Origin of the sequence: Streptomyces sp. NPDC051064, from assembly GCF_044455985.1 — a bacterium.
Taxonomy (GTDB): domain Bacteria; phylum Actinomycetota; class Actinomycetes; order Streptomycetales; family Streptomycetaceae; genus Streptomyces.
Genome location: NZ_JBITFK010000011.1, coordinates 126,305 through 149,635 on the forward strand (window position 1 = coordinate 126,305; position 23,331 = coordinate 149,635).

At 71.0% G+C, this 23,331-nt stretch carries 22 protein-coding genes, 1 pseudogene and 1 riboswitch; of the genes and pseudogenes, 11 read left to right on the plus strand and 12 right to left on the minus strand.

The features are described from left to right. The first annotated feature begins 191 nt into the window (after positions 1 to 191). Entirely contained in the window at positions 192 to 728 is a 537-nt protein-coding gene (locus tag ACIBCU_RS33005; RefSeq protein ID WP_362928414.1) for a DoxX family membrane protein, read from the plus strand. 42 nt (positions 729 to 770) lie between these two features. After that, on the plus strand, positions 771 to 1,613 hold the full coding sequence (locus tag ACIBCU_RS33010; protein WP_399235946.1) for a DUF1206 domain-containing protein: 843 nt from the start codon (positions 771 to 773) through the stop codon (positions 1,611 to 1,613). Between the two features lie 97 nt (positions 1,614 to 1,710). Here the strand turns inward: ACIBCU_RS33010 and ACIBCU_RS33015 are convergent. From ACIBCU_RS33015 to ACIBCU_RS33025, 3 genes and pseudogenes are all read right to left on the minus strand, one after another. Then, positions 1,711 to 1,959, minus strand: a pseudogene (locus ACIBCU_RS33015) (deoxyribodipyrimidine photo-lyase); the annotation flags it as partial. Then, positions 1,956 to 3,464 (minus strand): SDR family oxidoreductase, encoded by a 1,509-nt coding sequence (locus ACIBCU_RS33020; protein ID WP_362928418.1) that lies wholly within the window; start codon positions 3,462 to 3,464, stop codon positions 1,956 to 1,958. The gene ACIBCU_RS33020 and the pseudogene ACIBCU_RS33015, both read right to left, overlap by 4 nt. A 107-nt stretch (positions 3,465 to 3,571) precedes the next feature. After that, a complete protein-coding gene (locus ACIBCU_RS33025; RefSeq protein WP_399235948.1) occupies positions 3,572 to 3,811 on the minus strand; it encodes a twin-arginine translocase TatA/TatE family subunit in 240 nt (79 codons plus the stop codon). A 178-nt stretch (positions 3,812 to 3,989) separates the two neighbouring features. Here ACIBCU_RS33025 and ACIBCU_RS33030 point away from each other — a divergent pair, with 178 nt between their 5' ends. The 5 genes from ACIBCU_RS33030 to ACIBCU_RS33050 all read left to right on the plus strand — a co-directional run bounded on the left by ACIBCU_RS33030 (position 3,990) and on the right by ACIBCU_RS33050 (position 9,356). After that, on the plus strand, positions 3,990 to 4,484 hold the full coding sequence (locus tag ACIBCU_RS33030) for a MarR family winged helix-turn-helix transcriptional regulator (RefSeq protein WP_399235950.1): 495 nt from the start codon (positions 3,990 to 3,992) through the stop codon (positions 4,482 to 4,484). 96 nt (positions 4,485 to 4,580) lie between these two features. Then, positions 4,581 to 6,713 carry an MMPL family transporter gene (locus ACIBCU_RS33035; protein WP_399235952.1) on the plus strand — a complete coding sequence of 711 codons (2,133 nt, stop codon included), beginning with the start codon at positions 4,581 to 4,583 and terminating at the stop codon, positions 6,711 to 6,713. A 99-nt stretch (positions 6,714 to 6,812) separates the two neighbouring features. Continuing rightward, the gene (locus ACIBCU_RS33040) at positions 6,813 to 7,481 is read left to right on the plus strand and encodes a TetR family transcriptional regulator (RefSeq protein WP_399235954.1); all 669 of its coding nucleotides are present in this window, start codon (positions 6,813 to 6,815) and stop codon (positions 7,479 to 7,481) included. Beyond that, positions 7,478 to 8,254: an SDR family NAD(P)-dependent oxidoreductase gene (locus ACIBCU_RS33045; RefSeq protein ID WP_399235957.1), complete on the plus strand. Its 777-nt coding sequence runs from the start codon at positions 7,478 to 7,480 to the stop codon at positions 8,252 to 8,254. Before ACIBCU_RS33040 ends, ACIBCU_RS33045 begins: the two co-directional genes overlap by 4 nt. 61 nt (positions 8,255 to 8,315) lie before the next feature. Beyond that, positions 8,316 to 9,356 carry an NAD(P)-dependent alcohol dehydrogenase gene (locus ACIBCU_RS33050; protein ID WP_362928427.1) on the plus strand — a complete coding sequence of 347 codons (1,041 nt, stop codon included), beginning with the start codon at positions 8,316 to 8,318 and terminating at the stop codon, positions 9,354 to 9,356. Positions 9,357 to 9,415: 59 nt separating this feature from the next. Here ACIBCU_RS33050 and ACIBCU_RS33055 read toward each other — a convergent pair whose 3' ends face one another. Next, entirely contained in the window at positions 9,416 to 10,900 is a 1,485-nt protein-coding gene (locus tag ACIBCU_RS33055) for a SulP family inorganic anion transporter (protein WP_362928428.1), read from the minus strand. A gap of 267 nt (positions 10,901 to 11,167) precedes the next feature. Next, positions 11,168 to 11,560, minus strand: a complete 393-nt coding sequence (locus ACIBCU_RS33060; protein ID WP_362928430.1) for a hypothetical protein — start codon at positions 11,558 to 11,560, stop codon at positions 11,168 to 11,170. 691 nt (positions 11,561 to 12,251) lie between these two features. Here ACIBCU_RS33060 and ACIBCU_RS33065 point away from each other — a divergent pair. Next, complete coding sequence (locus tag ACIBCU_RS33065; RefSeq protein WP_399235960.1) at positions 12,252 to 12,440, plus strand: hypothetical protein; 189 nt, start codon at positions 12,252 to 12,254, stop codon at positions 12,438 to 12,440. Between the two features lie 4 nt (positions 12,441 to 12,444). Here the strand turns inward: ACIBCU_RS33065 and ACIBCU_RS33070 are convergent, their stop codons facing one another. The 7 genes from ACIBCU_RS33070 to ACIBCU_RS33100 all read right to left on the minus strand — a co-directional run bounded on the left by ACIBCU_RS33070 (position 12,445) and on the right by ACIBCU_RS33100 (position 18,609). Further along, positions 12,445 to 13,311, minus strand: coding sequence for an energy-coupling factor ABC transporter ATP-binding protein (locus ACIBCU_RS33070; RefSeq protein ID WP_399235962.1), 867 nt, complete (start codon positions 13,309 to 13,311; stop codon positions 12,445 to 12,447). After that, positions 13,308 to 14,057, minus strand: a complete 750-nt coding sequence (cbiQ, locus tag ACIBCU_RS33075) for a cobalt ECF transporter T component CbiQ (RefSeq protein WP_399235964.1) — start codon at positions 14,055 to 14,057, stop codon at positions 13,308 to 13,310. The genes ACIBCU_RS33070 and cbiQ overlap by 4 nt, the downstream gene beginning before the upstream one ends. A gap of 5 nt (positions 14,058 to 14,062) precedes the next feature. Beyond that, positions 14,063 to 14,419: an energy-coupling factor ABC transporter substrate-binding protein gene (locus ACIBCU_RS33080; RefSeq protein WP_399235967.1), complete on the minus strand. Its 357-nt coding sequence runs from the start codon at positions 14,417 to 14,419 to the stop codon at positions 14,063 to 14,065. Then, the gene (locus ACIBCU_RS33085; protein ID WP_362928440.1) at positions 14,416 to 15,126 is read right to left on the minus strand and encodes an energy-coupling factor ABC transporter permease; all 711 of its coding nucleotides are present in this window, start codon (positions 15,124 to 15,126) and stop codon (positions 14,416 to 14,418) included. The genes ACIBCU_RS33080 and ACIBCU_RS33085 overlap by 4 nt, the downstream gene beginning before the upstream one ends. Before the next feature lie 29 nt (positions 15,127 to 15,155). Continuing rightward, positions 15,156 to 15,361: riboswitch (cobalamin riboswitch) on the minus strand. Between the two features lie 319 nt (positions 15,362 to 15,680). Beyond that, positions 15,681 to 16,484: a methyltransferase domain-containing protein gene (locus ACIBCU_RS33090; protein WP_362928547.1), complete on the minus strand. Its 804-nt coding sequence runs from the start codon at positions 16,482 to 16,484 to the stop codon at positions 15,681 to 15,683. 122 nt (positions 16,485 to 16,606) lie between these two features. Continuing rightward, a complete protein-coding gene (locus tag ACIBCU_RS33095; RefSeq protein WP_399235969.1) occupies positions 16,607 to 17,629 on the minus strand; it encodes an ABC transporter permease in 1,023 nt (340 codons plus the stop codon). Continuing rightward, complete coding sequence (locus ACIBCU_RS33100; protein WP_399235971.1) at positions 17,626 to 18,609, minus strand: ABC transporter ATP-binding protein; 984 nt, start codon at positions 18,607 to 18,609, stop codon at positions 17,626 to 17,628. The genes ACIBCU_RS33095 and ACIBCU_RS33100 overlap by 4 nt, the downstream gene beginning before the upstream one ends. A gap of 165 nt (positions 18,610 to 18,774) precedes the next feature. On the opposite strand from ACIBCU_RS33100, the gene ACIBCU_RS33105 reads away from it, so the two are divergent. From ACIBCU_RS33105 to ACIBCU_RS33115, 3 genes are all read left to right on the plus strand, one after another. Then, positions 18,775 to 19,974, plus strand: coding sequence for a sensor histidine kinase (locus tag ACIBCU_RS33105; RefSeq protein WP_399235973.1), 1,200 nt, complete (start codon positions 18,775 to 18,777; stop codon positions 19,972 to 19,974). After that, complete coding sequence (locus ACIBCU_RS33110; protein ID WP_362928448.1) at positions 19,971 to 20,627, plus strand: response regulator transcription factor; 657 nt, start codon at positions 19,971 to 19,973, stop codon at positions 20,625 to 20,627. Before ACIBCU_RS33105 ends, ACIBCU_RS33110 begins: the two co-directional genes overlap by 4 nt. A gap of 227 nt (positions 20,628 to 20,854) precedes the next feature. Next, the gene (locus tag ACIBCU_RS33115) at positions 20,855 to 23,257 is read left to right on the plus strand and encodes a beta-N-acetylglucosaminidase domain-containing protein (RefSeq protein ID WP_399235975.1); all 2,403 of its coding nucleotides are present in this window, start codon (positions 20,855 to 20,857) and stop codon (positions 23,255 to 23,257) included. Positions 23,258 to 23,331 lie beyond the last annotated feature (74 nt).

A 23,331-nucleotide genomic window follows, 5' to 3' on the forward strand; every position in this document is an offset into this window, starting at 1 on the left:
TGTCGTCGAGCCAGTTCTAGACCACGCGAGCGTCATTGTGCAACTAGTTGCATAATGACGTACGTCGCAGTTGCCGCAAGGCCCGGTCCACGGATGGCGTAACACCATCCGACCCCGCGGCCCGCCCCGGACAAGAGTGGAGCCGTACGGCTCACCGCCGCTGCCCCTCCATGTCGACAGGAGACACCTCCATGGCCTGTATCAACCGACGCGACGTCGGCCTCCTCGTACTCAGGGTCGGCACGGGAGCCGTCCTGGCGGCCCACGGGAGCCAGAAGCTGGGCGGGTGGTTCGGCGGCGGGGGCATCGAGGGGACCACCGCGGCGATGGAGGCCATGGGCTTCCACCCGCCGAAGCACAGCGCCCTGGCGGCCGGCCTCGGTGAGGCCGGAGGCGGGATCCTGCTGGCGCTCGGCCTCGCGACCCCCGCGGCGGGTGCCGCCGCGGCAGGCACGATGGCGGGCGCCGTCGCCGTGCACGCACCCGCGGGCTTCTTCGCGATGGGCGGCGGCTACGAGTACCCGGCGTTCCTCGGCTTCGTCGCCGCCGCGATCGGGGTGACGGGGGCCGGCCGCTACTCCCTGGACCATGCCACCGGGCACGTCCTCGACCGCCCGTGGGTCATGGCTCTCGCGTTCGCGGGCAGCGCCCTGGGGGCGGCCGCCGTGGTCGGCCGCCGCGCCAAGGGGCAGGCAGCTCAGGACGAGTCGGCGGACGAGGGCGCGTAGCTCTCCCGCATTGATCGTCGATTCAGGGGCATCCGGCAGTGCATGAATGCGAACGCGCTGTCGATGAACGCACGCGGCAAGGCGAGAAGAGCCTCGCGCAGCCGGGCCATGGATGTGGGTGCCCGCGCCGGCTTCGTGGCGCGCGGGGTGATCTACCTCCTGGTGGGAGTCCTGGCCCTGCGCATCGCCTTCTCCGACGGAGGCGGAAAGCAGGCCGACCGCGGCGGCGCCATCGCGGAGATAGCCGAGAAGCCCTTCGGGAGCATCCTGCTCCTGGTGCTCGGTGTGGCCCTGGCGGGGATGGCGCTGTGGAGGCTGTCCGAGGCGGCCTTCGGCCAGGCGGGCCCTGACGGCGGCAAGGCCAACAAGCGCGCCATGGCAGCCGCGCGCTTCGTCTTCTACGCCTTCGTGTCGTACTCCGTGCTCTCCTACGCGCTCGGCGACAAGGGCAGCGGCAGCGGATCGAGCGACCGTCAGACCGACGACGTCACGGCGCGGGCCCTCGAATGGACCGGCGGTCAGTGGATCGTGGGGATCACGGGCGCCGTGGTGGTCGGCGCGGGGCTGTGGATGGCCTACCGCGCCCTCGCACGCAAGTACCACAAGCACCTGAAGAGGGGCGAGATGACCAAGAAGACGCGTCAGGCCGTCGACGTCGTGGGCGTCCTGGGCGGCACTGTCCGGGGCGCGGTCTTCGTCACAGCGGGCGGGTTCGCCGTGGCCGCCGCCGTCCAGCACGAACCGGGCCGCGCCAAGGGTATGGACGACACACTGCGTTCCTTCACCGAGACGCCCGCCGGGCCCTGGCTGCTCGTCCTCATCGCCGTCGGCCTGGCCGCCTTCGGCCTCTTCTCCTGGGCCAACGCCCGCTGGCGCAAGATCTGAACCGGACGCCGCCCGGGCTCAGTCCAGCCCTCGCGCCTCCTTGAACCTGGCCAGTCCCTCCGGGAGCGTGACGACCCGCCTCGGTGGCGACTTAGCCGACCTCGTCGGCCACGTCCCCCTCGCGGACGATCAGGCGCTCGCCGCGTTCGAGGAGCACGGCGTCCAGGTCCCTGAGGCAGTCGGCCAGGAACGCGCGCCGGTTCGGTGCGCCGAACCCGGCGGCCTCCACGCCCTCGTCGAGAACGAAGAGGGGCACCACCTCGTCGGCCGAAGCGAGCGCCGAGTGCAGCGGCGGATGGCCGTGCAGCCGCAGGTCGGAAGTGAACAGGACGATCGCCACGGTCATGCCGGGCCAGCCGTTCCCCGGCCCGCCGCCAGCGCGATGTTGCGAGCCATCCCGCCGAAGACCACGGCGTGGAAAGGCGACACGCTCCACCAGTAGGCGTGGCCGAGCAGTCCGGAGGGGTGGAAGACCGCCCGTTGCCGGTAGTGCGACCGGCCGTCCTCGCCCTTCTCCACGTACATATCGAGCCAGGCCAGACCCGGCAGCCGCATCTCCGCGCGCAGCCGGAGCAGCCGGCCGGGCTCGATCTCCTCGACCCGCCAGAAGTCCAGCGAGTCCCCGACCCTCAGCCGTTGGGCGTCCCGCCTTCCCCGGCGCAGGCCCACTCCGCCCACCAGCCGGTCCAGCCAGCCCCTGACCGCCCAGGCCGGCGGGAACGAGTACCAGCCGTTCTCACCGCCGATCCCCTCGACGACCCGCCACAGGGCCTCGGGGGAGGCGTCCACATCGCGCTCGCGCACATCGGTGTAGAGGCTCCCGCCCGCCCAGTCCGGGTCTGTGGGGAGCGGATCGCTGGGAATGCCCGGGGTGGAGGCGGAGGACCACCGCGTCGTCACCCTCGCCTCGCGCACCCTCTGCAACGCGAGCGAGAGGGCGGTGGCGAAGGAGAAGGGCTGCCCGGGGCCGTCCGGGACGTGATCGGCGATGTCGTGCTCCTGGCACACGACTTCGTGGCGCAAGGACTCCGCGAGCGGGCGGGCGATCGACGCGGGCACGGGGGTGACCAGCCCGACCCAGTGGCTGGACAGGCCCGGTGAGAGCATCGGCACCGGCAGGATCAGCCGGTGGGGGAGCCCGGCGACCTGGGCGTACTTCTGCATCATGTCGCGGTACGTCATGACGTCGGGTCCGCCGATGTCGAAGGTGCGGTTCACGTCGGCGGGCATGTGCGCACTGCCCACGAGGTAGCGCAGCACGTCCCGCACGGCGATGGGCTGGATCCGTGTCGACACCCAGCTGGGGGTGACCATGACCGGCAGCCGCTCGGTGAGATAGCGCAGCATCTCGAAGGACGCCGAACCGGAACCGATGATGACCGCTGCGCGCAGCACGGTCGTCCGTACCCCCGAATCGAGCAGGATGCGCCCGACCTCGGCGCGCGAGCGCAGATGCGGGGACAGCTCCCGTACGGGGACGCCCGGGGGCGTGAGCCCGCCCAGATAGACGATGCGCCGGACGCCGGCCGCTCTCGCCTGCTCGCCGAAGTTCCGTGCCGCGTCGCGGTCGGTCCTCTCGAAGCCCGGCCCGGTGGCCAGCGCGTGGACCAGGTAGTACGCGACGTCGATGTCGCGCATCGCCGCGCCCAGGGACTCCGCGTCGGTCACGTCCCCCTTGACCACCTCGGCCTCGCCCGCCCACGGGTGGTCCCGCAGCTTCTCCGGGGTCCGCGCCAGGCAGCGCACCCGGTGGCCGGTCTCCAGGAGTGCGGGTACGAGGCGGCCCCCGATGTAGCCCGTCGCGCCCGTCACCAGGCACCGCAGCCCGCCGCTGTCGTCCTTGCTCTCCATGACGCCTCGCTCCGGATCGGGTCCCCTCCGTCCACGGTCTCCCCGCGGGAGCGATTCCGCTTGCGGACACGCCGAGGCCCACCCTGCGGGTGGCGGAGCGGCAGGGATCAGTGAGGCCCGGGCTTCTCGGTGGCCGTCCCCCTGATGACGCGCGGGTCGTTCGCCCCGTCGGCGGGCGGGTCCGCCGGGACCGTTGGGGAGATGCCGTCGGCCTTCAGCGCCCGGGCCTCGCTCTTGAGGATCCGCGCCGACTTGCCCAGGGAACGGGCGAGTTCGGGGAGTTTCCTGGCACCGAATATCAGGACCGCGATGATGAGGAAGATCGCGATCTCGCTGATTCCGAACATGACGGCTGTCTTCTCCCTGTGGGTGTGAGGAGCTCTCCCCGGCGGCCGGGACTCCCCGGTCCGCGGCAGCGTGCCAAATCTACAGCACTGTAGAAGTCCACGGCAGGGCGTCTTCCGGACCGGGCGCTCTCTCCTGTCCGGCGGTCGCGGTGCCGTCGTGCGCGCCTAGTATGGGGCGGTGGACAGTGCAGACAACCCTCGCGACGGATCGGGCGCGGATATGGCGGGGGTGTCGGATCTCCAGGCTCTCGCCGCGCAGTTGCGCCGGATGAACAGTGAGATCAACCGGCTGGTCCACGCCTTCGCCCACGCGCAGGGCCTGCATGCCACGGACGTACAGGCACTCGGCGCGATCCTCGACGCGGATGCGCCGCTGACTCCGGGACGACTGCGCGAGCACCTCGGTCTGACGTCCGGCGCGGTCACCGCGTGTCTGGACCGGCTGGAGCGGTCGGGCCACATCAGGCGTGCACGCGAGAGCTCCGACCGCCGAGTCGTGCATCTCCACTACGAGCCCGGGGCCAAGGCGGCCGCGCGCTCGTTCTTCATGCCCCTCGCGGAGGCGGCGGCCGGCGCGCGTTCCACGTCCGCGCCCCAGGAGTTGGAGGCCACGCTCCGCTTCCTCGGCCGGATGAACGGTGAACTCGCCCGTATGCAGGTTCCTCGGCGCTGAACCGCCATGCCGGTGGGAGGCTGGACCGTGCGGCATGTAATCTCGATGATTGAGATACATCATGATTGAGAGATCGCGGGCCGACCCAGGAGTGTCATGTCCACCGCACCGAAGCCGGTCCGCCGGCTGTTTCTTGTCCCTGTGTTCCTCGTCCTCGCCTGGCTCGTCGTCGGCGGTGCCTTCGGCTCGTACGCCGGGAAGCTCGGGGAGGTGGCCACGAACGACCAGGCCGCGTTCCTGCCGCAGAGCGCGGAGTCCACCCGGGTCGTCGAAGCCCAGAAGGCGTTCAGCAAGCAGGAGACCGTGCCCGCCGTCGTGGTCTGGACGTCGGCCGAGCAGGGTGAGGAGCTCGGCCCCGAGCAGCGGAAGGCGGCCACGGCCGCTCTCGCCTCGGCGAAGGGCGGCCCCGGAGTCGCCGGGGAGGTGAGCCCGGCGCTGCTGTCCGAGGACGGCAAAGCACTGGAGGGCGTGGTCCAGCTGAGGCCGGACCTGGGGGACGAACTCCCGGACGCCCTCGCACATGTCCGGACACTCATGGAGGAGGTGCCGGGAACGGTGGTCGGGCTCGCGGGCCCCGCGGCCTCCCAGGCCGATCTGTCCGACGCGTTCGCCGGGATCGACGGACTGCTGGTGGGCGTCGCCCTGGTGACCGTGCTCGTCATCCTGCTCCTGGTCTACCGGGGTGTCCTGCTCCCTCTGATCATCATCATCGGCGCGGTCTTCGCGCTCGGCGTGGCCTGCGCGATCGTGTACGTACTGGCTGACCACGACATCGTCCGGGTCGACGGGCAGGTCCAGGGCATCCTGTCGATCCTGGTCATCGGAGCCGCCACCGACTACGCGCTGCTGCTCACCGCGCGGTTCCGTGAGGAGCTCGGGCGGAAGCCCGACAAGTGGACCGCGATGCGCGCGGCACTCCGTGAATCGGCGGGGCCGATCACGGCCAGCGCCGCCACCGTGGCGCTGGGACTCCTCGCTCTCCTGCTCAGCGACCTGACCAACAACCGCGCCCTCGGCCCCGTGGGTGCCATCGGCATCGTGTGCTCCGTCCTGAGTGCTCTGACCTTCCTGCCCGCCGTCCTGGTCCTGCTGGGCCGGGCCGCGTACTGGCCGTCGGGCCCGGACGAGGGCGGGGCCGAGGCCGATTCCGGTTCGAAGGGGATCTGGTCGAGGATCGCGGGGCTGGTCGACCGCTCCCCGCGCAAGGTGTGGGCCGTCACGCTGGCCGGCCTCCTCGCCTGCGCGGCCTTCATGCCCACACTGAACTCCAAGGGAGTCCCCCTCGAAGAGATCTTTGTCAACGACGCGCCGTCCGTCGCCGCGCAGGAGACCCTGAGCCGCCACTTCCCCGGCGGATCGGGCAACCCCGCCGTCGTGATCGCCGCCGCGGACCGGTCGAACCAGGTTGTCGCGGCTGCCGAGGAGGTTCCCGGAGTCGCGGGCGTCTCCGTCATGACCGCTTCGGGGCGTCCGGGCGGCGGGGAACCGCTCGTCGTGGACGGACGGGTCCGCATCGACGCGACCCTCGCGGACGCGGCGGACAGCGACGCCGCGAAGGAGACGGTCACGCGGCTGCGCGACTCGGTACACGCCGTGCCCGGCTCCGAGGCGTTGGTCGGTGGCTACACCGCACAGCAGTACGACACCCAGAGGACGGCCGAGCACGACCGCAACATCATCGTGCCCGTGGTGCTGGTCATTATCCTCGTCATCCTGATCGGCCTGCTCCGCTCGCTGCTCATGCCGCTGCTCCTCGTGGCCACGGTTGCGCTCAACTTCCTGGCCACGCTGGGCATCTCGTCGCTCGTCTTCCGGCATGTCTTCGGCTTCGGCGGCACCGACTCCTCCGTGCCGTTGTACGGATTCGTCTTCCTGGTCGCCCTCGGCGTGGACTACAACATCTTCCTGATGTCCCGCGTCCGCGAGGAGTCCCTGATCCATGGCACCCGGCAGGGTGTGCTGCGCGGGCTGACCACCACGGGCGGGGTCATCACCTCCGCAGGTGTCGTCCTGGCGGCCACCTTCGCGGCCCTGGGAGTCATCCCCCTGGCCTTCCTCGTCCAGATCGCGTTCATCGTCGCGTTCGGTGTCCTGCTGGACACCCTCGTCGTGCGCTCGCTCCTGGTCCCCGCGCTGGTGAGGGACATAGGGCCTGTCGCCTGGTGGCCGGGCGCGCTGAGCCGGAGCCGCGAGGAGGTGCCGGAGGGGGAGACGAAAACCCTGGCGTGACGGGAGGCGGGCCGTCGGCCGGCACGCACATCCAGGGGCCGAAGATGTCCCGATGGGACAGAAGTCCCAGCGGGACATTTTAAGGTGTACGATGCATCTATGAATGCGACAGGGAACGTCCCGGAACGGCGCAGCCGCAAGGCGCGCAAAACCCGGGACGCGCTGGCGCGGAGCGCGTTCGATCTCGTACTCGAACGCGGTCTGCGGAGCGTGACGGTCGAGGAGATCGCGCAGGCGGCCGACGTCGACCGGCGCACCTTCAGCCGGTACTTCCCGAGCAAGGAGGCCGCCGTCCTCGACACAGTGCGGGGCGACGGCGACAGGATCAACCGAGCGCTCCGCGAGCGCCCCCTGGCCGAGCCACCGCTCACCGCCTACCGCCGGGCCGTCCTCGACTGGCTCGACGACCCGGAGGCTGAGCCCTGGCATCTGCGGCCACGCATCTTCGACCTGCTGCGCATGGCCGAGGAGGAACCCACTCTGTACGCGGCGTACCACCACATCCGTGTGGACGCCCAGGAGGAGTCGGTGGCGATTCTCGCGGAACGCCTCGGTGCCGACCCACGGCAGGACCTCCGTCCCGCCGTGGCCGTCGCCGCGGGAGCCGGAGCGCTCCTCGCGGCCCAGGCGGCATGGGTACGGGGTGGCCGGCCGGCCGCCCTGCCCGAGTTCGTCGTACACGCCTTCGACGCCCTCTCCGCGAACCTGCTGGAACCCCGGCAGGACGGGCCGGCGCCCCACAGCACCACGCAAGGAAGCACACCATGAGCACCCCCCTTCCCACCGCCTACGAGGCGGAGTTCGCCGGCAAGGTCGCCCTCGTCACCGGCGGCGCGTCCGGCATCGGCCTCGCCCTCTCCCGGAGGCTCGCCGCGAGCGGCGCGGCCGTCGTCGTCGCCGACTACAACGAGGAGAGCGCCCGCAAGGCCGCCGACGAGCTGAAGGCCACCGGCGCCCGCGCCGCCGCGGTTGCCCTCGACGTGACCGACCCCGCCTCCGTCGAGGCCGGCGTGCGGTTCGCCGTCGACACCTTCGGAGCCCTGCACCTCGCGGTGAACAACGCCGGCATCGGCGGCCCCTCGCAGCCCACCGGGGAGTACGGGATCGAGGACTGGAACAGGGTCGTCGCCACCAACCTCAGCGGCGTCTTCTACTCGCTGCGCCACGAGCTCCCGGCCATCCTGGCCGCGGGCGGCGGCGCCGTCGTCAACGTCTCGTCGATCCTCGGCACCAACGGCTTCGCGAACTCTCCGGCGTACGTCGCCGCCAAGCACGGCGTCGTCGGCCTCACCAAGACCGCGGCACTCGAATACGCGGCACAGAACGTCCGCATCAACGCGGTCGGCCCGGGCTTCATCGACACCCCGCTGCTCCGCGACACCGACGGGCCTGCCCGCGACCACCTGATCTCCCTGCACCCGGCGGGCCGTCTCGGCACGTCGGAGGAGGTCGCCGAACTCATCGCCTTCCTGCTCTCCGACCGCGCCTCCTTCATCCACGGCAGCTACCACCTGGTGGACGGCGGCTACTCCGCCCCCTGATCCCCGAGTGGCGCACCGCCACCACGAGGGTCACAAAGGAAGTACGGAACGAAGGAGAGACATGAAAGCCGTCCAGTACCGCACCGTCGGCGCCGCCCCCGAGGTCGTCGAGATACCCGAGCCCGTGGCGGGGCCCGGTCAGATCCTGCTGAAGGTCAGCGCCGCGGGTGTCTGCCACTCGGACATCGCCGTGATGAGCTGGCCCGCCGAGGGGTTCCCCTACGAGCTGCCGCTCACGCTCGGTCATGAGGGGGTCGGTACGGTCGCGGCGCTCGGCGAGGGCGCCGAGGGCGTCTCGGTGGGAGACGCGGTCGCCGTCTACGGTCCGTGGGGCTGCGGCACCTGCGTGAACTGCGCGGAAGGCCGGGAGAACTACTGTCTGCGCGCCGCCGACCTGGGCATCAACCCGCCCGGCCTGGGGAACCCGGGCGCCATGGCCGAGTACATGATCGTCGACGACGCCCGGCACCTGACGCCCATCGGCGACCTGGACCCGGTCAAGACCGTCTCGCTGACCGACGCGGGCCTCACCCCGTACCACGCGATCAAGCGCTCGCTGCCGAAGCTGTCGCCCGGCGCCACCGCCGTGGTCATCGGTACCGGCGGCCTCGGTCACGTCGCCATCCAACTGCTGCGTGCCATGACCGCCGTACGGGTCATCGCACTGGACGTCACCGAGGAGAAGCTGGCACTCGCCCGGACCGTGGGCGCCCACGAGGCGGTGCTGTCCGACGAGAACGCGGCCGCCAAGGTCCGCGAACTCACCGGTGGCATCGGTGCCCAGGTCGTCCTCGACTTCGTCGGCGCCGAGCCGACCGTGAAGACGGCCGGCGCGGTCGCCTCCATCGACAGCGACGTCACCATCGTCGGGATCGGCGGCGGCCTGCTGCCCGTCGGCTTCGGCGTCCTGCCGTTCTCCACGTCGGTCTCCGCGCCGTACTGGGGCTCGCGCAGGGAGCTCGCCGAAGTCATCGAGCTCGCCCACGCCGGGGCCGTCGAGGTCCACGTCGAGACGTACTCCATCGACGAGGCCCCGCTCGCCTACGAGCGGCTGCACGCGGGCAAGATCAACGGCCGCGCGGTCATCCTGCCCAACGGCTGACCGCAGGGGACGACTCGCCGGGACGCCCGAGGAGGGCGCCCGGCGAGTCGTCCGCGCTCTCAGGGAGCAGCCGTCACCACGTCGGACCGGGTCAGCTGCACAGGTTCGGTGCCGGACGAGCTGTGCCGCTCGGCCCAGTTCTCCAGAGCCGTACGGCAGGCATGGTCCAGATGGTGCAGGCCGGAGAGGTCCAGGGAGATGGGCCGGTCCTTGGGAAGGGCCTCCAGGCTGTCGAGTATCTTCGGCAGCCGCAGGAAGGTCGCGTTGCCCGACAGGCGGGCCCGGACTCCGTCGGGATTGCTGTCGACGACCTCCAGCTTGATGTGCGAGGCGTCCCAGGCCGCCTTGGCCACCGACAGGGCCAGACCGGTCAGAACTCCTTCGAACATGTTCACCGTCACGATCGCCACCGCCGTGACGACCAGGATCATCGCCTCACCACGGTGCTCCCGCCACAGAGTCACGAGCGCGCGCCGCGGGATCAGCTTCCATCCGGCGTGGATGAGGATGCCGGCGAGCGCGGGGAGGGGGATGAGGCCCAGCGCGGACGGAAGGAGCGCCGCGAACAGGAGCAGCCACACACCGTGCAGCACCCGGGAGGCCCGCGTACGCGCACCCGCCTGCACGTTGGCCGAGCTGCGCACGATGACCGCGGTCATCGGCAGTGCGCCCAGGAGTCCGCACACGGTGTTGCCCGTGCCCTGGGCCATCAGCTCCTTGTCGTACTCGGTACGCGGTCCGTCGTGCAGCCGGTCCACCGCGGCCGCGCTGAACAGGCTCTCCGCGGAGGCGATCAAGGTGAACGCCGCCACGGTCCCGAGCAGGCTCAGGCTCGCGAGCCCGCCGAACTCCGACAGCGAGGGGGCCTGGACGGCGTCCACGAGCCCCTGGACCTGAACGGTCTCGACCGGCAGCCCGAACGCCAGCGAGGCGAGGGTGGCCAGCGCGACCGCGGCGAGTGCGCCCGGGACGGCCCGCACCCGCTTCGGCATCCTGTTCCATCCCACCATCAGGGCGATCGTCCCGGCGCCCACCGCGAGTGAGGCGAGAGCCGCGGGACTGGACACGCTGTCGGCCAGCAGCCCGGGAATGCCGGCCATCTTGCCCGTACCGGAGAGCGGTGCCTCGACACCGGCCGCCGCGTAGAGCTGACCCGCGATCAGGACGAGGCCGATGCCCGCGAGCATGCCCTCGACCACCGAGACCGAGATCGCCCGGAACCAGCGGCCCAGCCGCAGCGCGCCCATGGCCAGCTGGAGCAGACCCGCCGTCAGCACGATGACTCCGAGCGCGGGCAGCCCGAAGGTCTGGACGGCCTCGAAGACGAGCACGGTGAGACCGGCGGCCGGCCCCGACACCTGGAGACTGCTGCCGCGCATGAGGCCGGTGACGAGCCCGCCCACGATGCCGGTGATCAGTCCCAGTTCCGCCGGGACCCCCGACGCGACGGCGACGCCCACGCACAGCGGCAGGGCGACGAGGAAGACAACGAGTGACGCGGCGAAATCCTGCCGCAGGTGAGGGAACTTGGAGACCCTGTCCATGGCGGCCCTCATCCCGTGCGGAAGGGGGCCGAGCGCACGTCGCCGGGCGGCGGTGCCCAGATGACGCTGTCGCTGATGCGTAGCGCATCTGTCCGGGAGTGATCGACGAGAGATTGCATACCAGTGTTCCTCCTGGCGCGCCTGAGGGCGGCGCGTCGGCATACGTGTGAGAACGGGAGCCTGGACGGCAGGCGACATGACCCCGTGTCGATGAGCCCGCAGCAGCGGGTCGAGAGGGGGGCAGGCCACCGGGCGCCTCGGGTCAGCTCAGCAGCGGAACACCTGGAGCACGGTGGAGGAGTGCGCGGTCGAGGATCTGGAGGTGTGGTGCGCGTTGCCCATCGCGGCGACGGCCGCCGGAGCGAGCAGGCCGCCTGCGTCGACCGTCACGACGGAACGCGAAGGAGTCTCCGGGGCGGGGACGCTCGCGGAGCGATGCCGGTCCCGGTGGCGCAGAAGGCCGTTCGACTCGTCCCCGCGTTCGGAGGTGCCGCATGTGCCGTACTCGCCGTGCGCCTCGCCCGTGGTCGCTTCCGGGAGAGCTGCTGCCTCGAACCCTGGGGCGGAGGCGTGCGCGTCCCCCGACGGGGTGCCGGAGTACGGGGCCAACAGGAAGCCCATCAGGATCGCGAGTACGAACCGGACCGCCGCTGCTCGCACGCTTCACCTCCTCCTGGACTTCACCCGTTCCTGGGGACGCTAACAGGCCAGGGGGATTATGGAGTTAACCCTTTGTGAAGAGTCCGAAAGTAGATGCCTGACGAGCCGAATCATGTGGCGGAGCGCTGTGGGCATGCAGGGCGCGCCAGCCGATCCGTTCTCACTATTTGAGATCATCCGCGCTTCCGGGGGCGGTGCATATGCAGGGCGATCGGCATCCGTCATATTCGCACAGTGGTTCGGCCAGCGGGTTTTGTTAACCCGCTGGAAACACGGCTGCGGTTGACTGGATCGTTTGTGGACCCGGCGTGGTGGCTGCCCGGAGCGAGCAGCTCCGGGGTTCTGGTCTGGGCACTCCCCGAGGGGCCGAGAACATCGACAGCGTGTGGAAGGCCGGGTTCGACGTAAGCCGTCGGCTGCGTGCGGGAAATCAATTCGCGCTTCCGGACCGTCGGCAGGAAAGCCCGGCCCGTTCGGCCCGGACCTCAAGGATCTCAATTCCTGCTCGTTGTCGCGTTCGCCGAAAGTATTTCTTCGTGCCTCGTCGCCGTGGCTACGGCCTTGGCGCCGGCATCGAGGCGGCGACGCGGACTGGTCCCCGCTCGGAGTCTCTTCCCACGGCGGGGGCGAGAACCGGCTTACGGAACTCGCCCTCGCGTTTTGTTCATTCCCCTTGTCGAGGACGTGCGAAATGGCGCCTGCCCCGGTCGGCATGATGATGGCCGCGGACCGGCGGGCCCGTAACCCTCCGGCCCCGGGCAGGGTTCTCGATCAGGGAGATGGCGATGGGCGCACAGGACACGGCGGAGCGACTGCGAGCCGCAGCATCGAGGACCTCACCGATGTGGATGCCGCCGGCGACCTCTTCCGCGTGATCTGACCCCTCACCGGCGGGCGGTGACCTGCCCCCTCCCGTCGGCGGGTGAGGCGTAGCCCGCGAGTTCCTCGGGGGTGCGGGGACCGGGCGTCGACGTGTCCAGCAGGCCGTGCGTGCGCAGCAGTCGGGCGGTCGCGATGCCCCACGGCAGCCGCAGCCCGGCCTCCTCCAGGAGATCCGTACGGGCGAGCATTGCCGGCGCCGGCCCGGCGCGGACACCCGAGGGGGTGAGGAGCGCGGCGTCGTCGGCCCAGCGCAGGGCCAGGTCGACGTCGTGCGTGGCCATCATGACGGTGGTGCCGCTCTCCCGGAGGGTGCCCAGCGTGGAGAGCAGCCGCTCCTGACCGTCCGGGTCGAGTCCGGCGGTCGGCTCGTCGAGGATCAGCACCCGGGGCCTCATCGCGACCGCGCCCGCGATGGCGGTCCGTTTGCGCTGCCCGTACGAGAGCAGGTGGGTGGGCCGGTCCGCCAGCGCCGTGATGTCGAGGGCGCCCAGCGCCTCGTCCACCCGGGCCCGCACCTCGCTGTCGGGCAGCCCGAGGTTCAGCGGTCCGAAGGACACGTCCTGGGAGACGGACGCGGCGAACAACTGGTCGTCCGGGTCCTGCACCACCAGTTGGACCGTCGTGCGCAGCCGGGTCAGGCCCTTCCGGTCGTACGTGACCGGGCGGCCCTCCACCGTCAACTGCCCCTCACGGGGGCGCAACCCGCCGCTGAGCAGACGCATCAGCGTGGTCTTCCCACTGCCGTTCCGGCCGAGCAGGGCGAGCGCACGCCCCGCCCGCGCCTCGAAGTCGAGGCCGCTGAGCACGGCAGGGCCGTCCTCGTACGCGAAGGACGCGCCCCGCAGGGCGAGCAGTACGGATTCGCTCATGAGAGGGGCCTTTCCAGGACGAGCGTCAGCACGATGAGGGTCGCGAGCAGGGTGACGCTCACGGCCACGAACCGGCCGGAGACACGAGCGTCGGGGACCAGGACGCGCAGGGTCCCGTCGTAACCACGCCCGGCGAGCCCGGTCTGGAGCCGTGCCGCGCGGTCGAAGGCCCTGATGAACGCGGTGGCCCCCAGCCCCGCCAGCGACCGCCAGGCGGCGGCCCGAGTGGTGTGCCCGAGCCGGGCCGCCTGGGCCTCCCTGACCCGGCGCACCGAGTCGAGGAGCAGGAAGCTCATGCGGTACGTCACCAGGGCGACGTCCACCACCGGCGCCGGCACCCCCGCCCTGACCAGGCGCGGCAGCAGGTCGGACATCGGGGTGGTGAAGGCGAACAGCAGCACTCCGAGCGACGCCGCCGAGGTGCGCAGCAGCAGTTCCCCGGCACGGACCGGCCCCCCGTCGGCCGGTGTCACGAGTCCCTCCGGCCCGCCGACCTGTACGAGCAGTGTGGCCGCCCCGGTCACGCAGAAACCCAGGGGAACCCGGTAGGCCCGCCAGAGTTGGCGGGCGGGTACACCGGCCGGCCCCAGCAGCACGGTGACGGCGGTGAGGAGGATCAGTGCGGCTCCCGGCCAGGGCGGCAGCGAGATCGCCAGAATGGTGAGTCCCAGACCGAGTACGGCTTTGTCCACGGGATGGCGGCGGCGCCAGCGACTGCTGTGCGCCGCCGCGTCGATCGGCAGCACGAGTCTCAGTCCCCCCGGGCCGCGGGTTCCCCGGCGCCGGAGCCGTCCTGCTGCACGCTCGCGCGCAGCTCGCCCTGGCGGCGCCCGCGTCGCAGACCGAAGTAGTAGGCGAGGACGCCCGCGCCCAACGCGGCCTGGAGGGCGAACAGCGCCGACTCGATCTCGCCGGACGGTGGTTCGTACAGCGGGGAGAACCAGGGTTCGTATGCGGGATCGATCTCGGTGATCGCCGTCTCGGCCTGGGCGTCGGAGCCTGTGAACGGCTCCTTCTCGTCGTCGCCGAGGCCGAGGGCCAGCGGCAGGACGGCCAGCGCGGCCACGACGAGCAGCAGAAGGGTGTTGATCTTCGTGTTCCTGTTCATCGGGCCACCGCCTCGGTCTCGGCCGTCCTGGTCCGGTCCCGCCTGCCGGCGAGGAACACACCGAGCCGGGTCAGATCTCCCTTGCTGGACTGCACGAGGAGCCGCATGACCAGAACGGTCAGGAGCCCCTCGCTCACCGCCAGTGGGATCTGGGTGACCGCGAAGATGGAGCCGAACTTGCCGAGCGCGCCCAGGAAGCCGGTGCTCGGGTCCGGGAAGGCGAGCGCCAGCTGCACGCTCGTGACGCAGTACGTCGACAGGTCGGCGACGAACGCGCCGAAGAACACCCCCACCATCAGCGGCACGTCGTACCGGCGCAGCAGCCTGTAGACCGCGTACCCCGCCCAGGGCCCCACGATCGCCATCGAGAAGACGTTGGCACCCAGCGTGGTCAGCCCGCCGTGGGCGAGCAGGAGCGCTTGGAACAGCAGGATGATGGTGCCCAGGACCGCCATGATCGGCGGACGGAACAGGATGGCCCCCAGCCCCGTGCCCGTGGGATGCGAGCAGCTCCCGGTCACGGAGGGGATCTTCAATGCGGAAAGAACGAACGTGAAGGCCCCGGAAGCCCCCAGAAGCAGCGTGCTCTCGGGGTTCTCCCGGACTTCACGCGTGAGTGACCGGACTCCGTGGACGACGAACGGCGCGGACGCGACACCCCAGGCGATCGCGTGCGCCGGAGGCAGAAAACCCTCGGCAATGTGCATGACTCAGCAGACCCTCTCCAGCACCTCGTGGATGGTTGAAGTGCCTTGGCCGGTCTCCTGGCTTACGGGTACCACCGCCCGAACTCCGCCTTCCCGGGTCACAAGGACCCAGTGGCTGCCCGCGAGGGCCGGAGCCGGACTTCCCGATCACAGTGGCGAGGGCCGCACCGGCATCACACCGATTTCCCGTTCACCAAGGCGTGGCGACAGTAGTGCCAGGTGGGGGACGATGACAAGCGGGCCTGAGGTCACCGAGGGCCGCCACCGGCCCTGCCGGGCGGGGCCCGGTGGTCTCCCGCGCCGACGGCCGCGACGGACGGCGCGGGGGATCGCGGCGGCAACCGTCACGGTCCTCCGGCCTCGCGTCGCTCGTGCGTGGGGGCCAGGCACTCCCGCACGACGGTGACGCCGTCCGGCTCCTGGCCGTCCGGGTGGTCGACCGTCAGCGTGTCGTACATGCGGATGAGGCGGGGCTGCGCAGCCTGCCCAGGAGTCCGGCCTGCTCGGCGGGTCGGCGTACACCGCGGACGACAGCCCGCGCCGGCGCGCGCCTTCTACGGGCGGCGCCCCCAGGCGGAGACCAAGGGGGCCGTCGCCAGGTCGAGTCGTCCGGTGGCGACGTTGGACAGGTGGCGGTCGATGTCCTCGTCGGTCGCGATCCCCGCCGCCACGAGCCGGCCACGGATCTGCCGGACCGTCGCTGCCTCGAGAACGGTGCAGGCCGGCGAGGTGATCGGGAAGTAGGCATCCGCCTGTACGTCGTCGAGGCCGCCTTCGCGCAGCAGCCGGGGCAGTGTCCGGCCGTACGTGAGATCGGCACCGCGTGCGGCCATGAGCTCACGGAACCCGGAGCGCAGACGGTTGGCGAGCCGCTGCTCGGGGCCCGACTCGTCCGGGCACAGCAGAGGCTGCAGCCCCGGATCGGCATCCTCCAGGAGCAGCACACCACCCGGTCGCAGCGCCTGGATCATGCGGCGCAGCGCCTCCGCGCGGTCGACGACGTGCACCAGGACCAGCCGGGCGTGCACGAGGTCGAAGCCACCCGGCGGCGGAGGGTCGGCGGCGACGTCATGGCGCATGACCTCGACGACTTCGGAGGCGGCTTCGCGTGCCCAGGACACGTCGATGTCGGTGCAGACCACCTGCCCCGTTGCTCCGACCCGCTCGGCAAGACCCGCGGGCACGGAGGGGCCGCCCGCCCCGACCTCCCAGCACCGCATGCCCCGGGTGATGCCGATCCGGTCGACGTGCCGGAACGTCACCGGATCGAACAGCTCGGACAGCGCACCGAATCGGATGCCTGCCTCCGACTGCTGGTTGTCCAGCAGATACCCGTGGTCCGTGCTGTGATCGGCCATGCCCTGCGCCACCGTCTCTCTCCGTCCGTACACGAAGTCCACCACGCGGCGCCCGCTCCCCGCCAACCGGTCCGGGCGTCCTCCGGACCGCGCGGTGAGCCCCCGGCCCCGGGGGCCACGGGTCACAGGAGCCGCTTGCGCCCCCAGAGGATGACGAAGGTGGCGACGGCGGCGGCGACGGCGAGCATGATGCCGGCTCCGAGCCACTGCATCGTCTGCATCTGGGAGACGGGGAGGTAGTCCATGGACCAGCCGATGACGTGCTTGGACTCCAGGCAGGCGGTGTGCGCCCGGTCGTTCTCCACCTGGTCGAGGCAGGTGGTCCAGTCCAGGCGGTCTCCGGAGCCGGTGAGGAAGTAGGTGCCCTGTCCCTGCTGCTCCGCCTGGACAGGCAGCTCCGGCCGTACCGCACCGGGCCCGACGCCCTTGTCGGTGCTGACCGACATGATGTGTCCCAGGCTCCGCCAGAGTTCGTCCCAGACGAACCCGATCGCCACGACGATGCCGAGCGTGACCACCATCGACACCAGCGTGCGGCGCAGGAGCAGGCCGACCGCCACGCCCACGGTGAACGTGAGCAGGGCGTAGGCCACCGGTACGACCCCCGTGACACTGAAGAAGGAGGTCCAGATGAGGGCGTCGGAAAGCCCCTTGAGCGGGTTCCACCACCAGGTGAGGACGGCGGTGAGCACGCCGGTCGACAGAGCGAGCATCGCGGCGGGAACGGCGAGTTTCGTGATGAGCCACCGCAGTCGGCTGACGGACTGCGAGGTCACCAGCTTGGCGGTTCCTGTCTCCAGGTCGCCCGCGATGAGCGGAGCCCCGAGCAGGACACCGGCCAGAACGGGGATGTAGCTGAGGTAGCTCCCGATGCTGTGCAGACGGTTGACGTACGTCTCGAACTCGGGTGGCAGGCCCCCCGACTTCCGCGAGGTCGGGTCCTGGGCGGCCAGGAAGTCCATCGTCTGCCCGCGCAGATAGACCATGACGAGCACGCCGAGGAGCATGGCGGCGATGAGCGTCCAGAACGCGGCGCGGTGCTGGCGCCAGACGAGCCAGACCGGACCGCCGAGCCGGGGGATCCAGTGGTTGCGTGCCGGGCCGGTGGGCGCTGTACGGGCCGGGTCGTGAGTGAGCGTGGTCATGCGGTCACAGCCTTCGTCCGGTCGTGGGTGATGATGTCGTGGATGTCGCCGACGCGGGCGCCGGGGGCGATCAGCGCAGGCGCGTCGGGTGACCGCAGGTAGGCGAGCAGGAGCTCCTCCAGGGTGGGAGGCTCGGCCTGTCCGCCGTATTCGACCGGTCCGCTGAGACGGGCCAGGACGCCCGGCCTGCCCTCGTCGTGCGATCCGATGACGCTGTGCGGCGCGAGGGCGGGGGACGAGCCGTCCCCGGAGACGGCGAACAGCGCGTGTGCTGCGAGCAGTTCCTCCACCTCGCCCGCGAGGCGCAGACCGCCGTTCGCGATGACGAGCAGGTAGTCGCAGATGTGCTCCAGCTCGGCGAGCATGTGCGAGGAGACCAGCACCGTGGTGCCGTGCTGGGCGGCCTCCGCGGTCAGGGTGGCCATGAGCTCGCGGCGGACCAGCGGGTCCAGATCGGCCATCGGCTCGTCGAGGATGAGCAGGTCAGGGCGCTTCCCGAAAGCCAGGGCGAAGGCGACGCGGGTGCGCTGCCCCCCGGACAGTGTGCCGACCTTCGCCTTCAGCGGCACCTGGCCCGCGCGGACGATGCCCTCGGCGACCTCTTGGTCCCAGCAGGGGTTGAACTCGCGGCCCAGCCGCAGGGTCTCCGCGACGGTGAAGCGCCGGAACAGCGGCTTCTCCTGGGTCAGGAACGCGGTCCGCAGGACGGCATCCGTCGACCCCGGCGCCGCGCCGAACACCCGCAGGGCGCCGGTGGTCGGCCGGATCATGTTGGTGGCCAGGCCCATCAGGGTGCTCTTGCCGGCGCCGTTCGGGCCGACCAGGCCGCACACCCGTCCGGCAGGCAGCCGGAAGGAGACGTCCCGCAGCGCCCAGCCGCGCCGGTACTGCTTGCCGAGCCCATGGGCCTCGATCGCAGCCGCGCCGACGGGGCGCCCGAACCCCGGCCCGCTTCCTTGGTGCACCTCTGCGTGGTTCATGTGACTCCTGTGCGTGTGGGAGGGTCGGCTATGACACGCCGCCCGGGTGGACACCACTCTTCTCCGCCGTGGCCTGCGGCGGATCGGGCAAAAGACAGATCATGCGCGGCCGACTCCGACTTTCGGCCGGTCGGCGGGAGGACGGTGAGAGAGATGCCGGCGAGGTTGGCCGCACCCACAGCCACACGGGGGAAGGACCATCCGCAGCTGCTTGTCACGGTCCGGCTGGTTCTGGTCGTGGCCCTGGCCGGCCTCGTCGTGCTGGACTGGGTGGGCGGCGATTTCTACCGGATCGGGGACCCCGACGACTCCGCGCTGGGCACCGCCAAGCTGGCTGGCGCCCTGCTGGCCATCGCTCTGGTCGTCGCTTCGCCCCGGCTCGGCAGCCGGGCGCTGCCGGCGGCCGGCTGCACACTGGCGGTCATTTCGCTGTGTCTCTCGGTGTTGCTGCACATGGAGATGACGATCGGGGCGCAGGCGCTGGGATACGCCGAACCGGCGGCTCTGGTGTGGATCCTGCTGGTCGTCGCCCGACGCGGGGCGCCGTCGTGGACGGCCGTGGCCGTCCCCGTGCTGTTCATGGCCATCGTGCTGCGGCCGGTGTCGGTCTCGGTGCGGCAGTCCACCACCATCTTCGCGCTGCTCTTCGCCCTGGCAGCGGTCACGGCGCTGGGCATCGGCCTCGGGATGCGCCTGCTCCTGGCGGACCGGCGACGGCAGGCCGCGGCGCTCAGACTGGAGCAGCGGACGGAGTTCGCCAGGGACCTGCACGATTTCGTCGCCCACCACGTGACCGGCATCGTCGTCCAGGCGCAGGGAGCCCACGCGATCGCGGACCGGCGGCCCGAACTGGTGCCGCCGGCGCTGCAGAGGATCGAGCAGGCGGGCTCGGAGGCGCTGACATCCATGCGGCACATGGTGGGGATGCTCCGCGGCGCCGATGGGGAAGTGGCCCTGACGCCGCTGGCGGGCATCGGCGAAGTGCGTTCCCTCGTAGAGGAGTTCTCGGCCGTCGGAGGCGCCCGGGCCCGGCTCGATCTGGAAGGGACCTTCGACGACCTGCCGGTGGAGGTGACCACCACCGCACACCGGGTGGTGATGGAGGCCCTCACCAACGTACGCAAGCACGCCCATGGCTGCACCGAGGTGCGGGTGCGTGTGGCCCGTTCGGGAGACCGGCTCACCGTACGGGTCAGCGACGACGGGCGGCCGCGCCATGTCTCCCAGAGCGGCTTCGGGCTGAAGGGCCTGGCGGAGCGGGTGGGCCTGATCGGGGGAACTGTCCAGGCGGGCCCGGTGACGGCGGGCGGCTGGGGCGTCGAGGCGACGCTTCCCGTGTCCACGGCAGGGGTGGCGGTCCGATGACGATCCGTGTGCTGATCGCCGACGACCAGGCGATGGTCCGAGCCGGGTTCGCGATGATCCTCGCCGCGGAGGACGACATCGACGTCGTGGCGGAGGCCTCGGACGGGGTGTTCGCGGTGGAGCTTGCCGAGCGCCACCGGCCCGATGTGGTGCTGATGGACATCCGTATGCCCCGCATGGACGGTTTGGAGGCGCTGCGCAGGCTGACTCGCCCCGGCACCGTGGATCCGCCGAAGGTCGTCGTGGTCACGACGTTCGACGACGACGAGTACGTCCAGCGTGCCCTGGGTGAAGGGGCCTCCGGATTCCTGATCAAGGACTCGGGCCCTGCCCTGCTGGTCGAGGCCATCAGGGCGGCCGCCTCGGGCGAGGCGCTGGTGAGCCCGGCCATCACCGTACGGCTGCTGCGGCGCCTCAACAGCGCGGCGCCCGCGCCCCGGGAGCCGCACACCGCGCTTTCCGCGCGGGAGAAGGATCTGGTGCGTCTGGTCGCCAGAGGACTGACCAACGCCGAGATCGCCGTCGAACTGTCCATCTCGGTGGGCACGGTGAAGACGCACCTCGCCAACGTCCAGATCAAGCTGTCAGCCCGCAACCGTGTGGAGATCGCCGCCTGGGCCTGGGAGTCCGGCCTGGTCGACGGGCGACGGTAGGTCCGACCGCGTGGCGCCGGACCCTCTCCACCTCGGCGCGGACCCGCGTGTCGCGCCGCCGTGAGCGGGGCATGCCAAGGTGGTAGCTCCTGGCGGACCGTGTTGGCCAGAGTAAAGGGGAGCGTCGAAGAGGTCTAGACCCCATACGTCTTACTCCTCGGCTCCTGACGCCGCACCATCCATGAGAGCAAGGGCATTTGATGGTCTAGACCATGCTTGGAGAGCTCATGGGAAGAAACCTGAAGGCCACCACGGTGCTCGGTGTGTGCTTCGCACTCGCAAGCGCCATGGCGCTCGACGCGTTCCCCGCCGTCGCCACCGATGCCGCTCCGCGTGCGACCGCGGCGGTGCCGTCGGTCTCGCCGGCCCCGCAGTCCCTCGCCCGAGCGGGCGGGGACGCCGTCGTGACGTGCAGGGTGCTCGTGGTGGCGGACAAGGACACGGATGCCGCTGCCCGTGACCGCCTCGTCCGCGAGCTGAAGGCGCACGGCGCCCACCGGGTGGACATCGTCGCTCCCGGAAAGGTTCCCGAGGCCGCCGCCGGACTGCTCACCGTGCGGCTGGGTCCGGCCACGCGTTCCGACATCGCGGCGGGACTCGGCGACACGGCGGTACCGGACCACCCGGAGGGCTACGCCCTGCGCGTCTCGCGGACCGGACCGGGCTCCCGGATCACCCTCGGCGGCAAGGACGACGCCGGCCAGTTCTACGCCGTCCAGACCCTGCGCCAGTTGTTCGTCCGCTCCGGACACCACGGCTGGAAGGTGTCCGGTGTACGGGTCAGCGACTTCCCGTCGATGCCGCTGCGGGGCACCATCGAGGGCTTCTACGGCCAGCCCTGGACGCCCGCCGAACGCCTCGACCAGATGGACTTCTACGGGGACGTCAAGGCGAACACGTACGTCTACGCGCCCAAGGACGACCCCTACCACCGGGGTGAGTGGCGCGAGCCCTATCCCGCCGACAAGCTGGCGGAGCTGGGCGAGCTGGTGCGGCGGGCCACGGCGAACCATGTGCGCTTCACCTTCGCCGTCTCCCCCGGGGAGTCGATCTGCTACTCCGACCCCGCCGACCGCAAGGCGCTCAAGGCCAAGCTCCAGGCCCTGTACGACCTCGGGACCCGCGCCTTCTCCCTCCCGCTCGACGACATCGACTACGCCAGCTGGAATTGCGAGGGCGACCGGGAGGCGTACGGCGAGCCGGGCAGAGGAGCGGCCGGAAAGGCCCAGGTCGACCTGCTCAACGACGTACAGCGCACCTTCATCGCGACCCACGAGGGCACGTGGCCCTTGCAGATGGTGCCCACCGAGTACTCGGACCTCTCCGAAACGCCCTACAAGCAGGCCTTACGGGACACACTGGACCCCGCGGTCGAGGTGATGTGGACCGGCGTGGGCGTCGTTCCCGCACAGATCACCGACGAGGAGGCGGAGCAGGCGGCGAAGGCGTTCGGCCGCAAGGTCTTCGTCTGGGACAACTATCCGGTCAACGACTTCGGCAACACCAGCGGACGGCTGCTGCTCGCACCGTACGACAAGCGCGAGGCGGGCCTGTCCGAGCACATCTCCGGGATCGTGGCGAACCCCATGAACCAGCCGTACGCGAGCAAGGTCGCCGTCTTCGGGACCGCCGACTTCACCTGGAACGACCGGGCGTACGACGCGGAGAGGAACTGGCGTAACGCCATGTCCTACCTCGCGGGCGGCGACCGCGAGGCCACCGACGCCCTGCTCGTTCTCGGCGACCTCGAACACATGGCCCCGACCTTCGACACCACTCCCTGGCAGCCCCAGGCACCCGAACTCGCGCGGCGCACAGCGGAGTTCTGGAAGGCATGGGACGAGGGGAACCGCACCGGCGCCGTCAAGGCCCTGCGCACCTACGCGACCGCCGTCGAGCGGTCCCCGGCCACGATCCGCGGCGGATCCGTGGAAGAGGGCTTCACCGTCGACGCGGCGCCCTGGCTGGATGCGACCGAGCTGTGGGGCAAGGCGGTGGTGACGATGCTCGACGCGCTCCAGGCGCGGCAGTCAGGGGACGAGGAGACCTCCGGCCGGCTGCTCGCCGAGTCCGACGAGCTCCAGCAGCGGGCCCGCGCCGTGCGGGTCGATCCGCCGCGCAATTCCTGGGGGAAGGCCCAGCCCAAGGTCGGTGACGGAGTGCTCGACGCCTTCCTCGTCCAGGCCGGTGTCCGGCTGCAGCTCTGGGACTCCGCGGGTGGCGGGGAGAACCTGGCCCTGAAAGGAACGGCATCCGCGTCCAGCGTGGAGCAGGACCTCGACCGCCTGGCACCCGGCCATGTCAACGACGGCCTGATGGGCACCCGTTGGGCATCCGGTTACTCGGACGACGAGTGGGTGCAGATCGAGCTCGCCGCCCCGGCGCGAGTCGCCGCGGTGACCCTCGCCTGGGAGGGCGCCTGTGCGGCGGAGTACGCCGTCCAGACCTCCCAGGACGGGAAGGAGTGGAAGACCGTGTCCACGCAGCGCCCGGACGACTGCGGCAACGACGTCGTGCGGCTCACCGCCGACGAGGCCGTGCGATACGTCCGCGTGCAGGGGGTCGAGCGGAAGACGACCTGGGGCTACTCGATCCACGAGATGGGCGTCTACGGAGCCACCGCCTCCTGACGGCGGATGACACCGGAGGACGGGCGCTGCGCGGCAGCCGCCCGACCTCACCCGCCGCGGCACCCCGCGAAGAG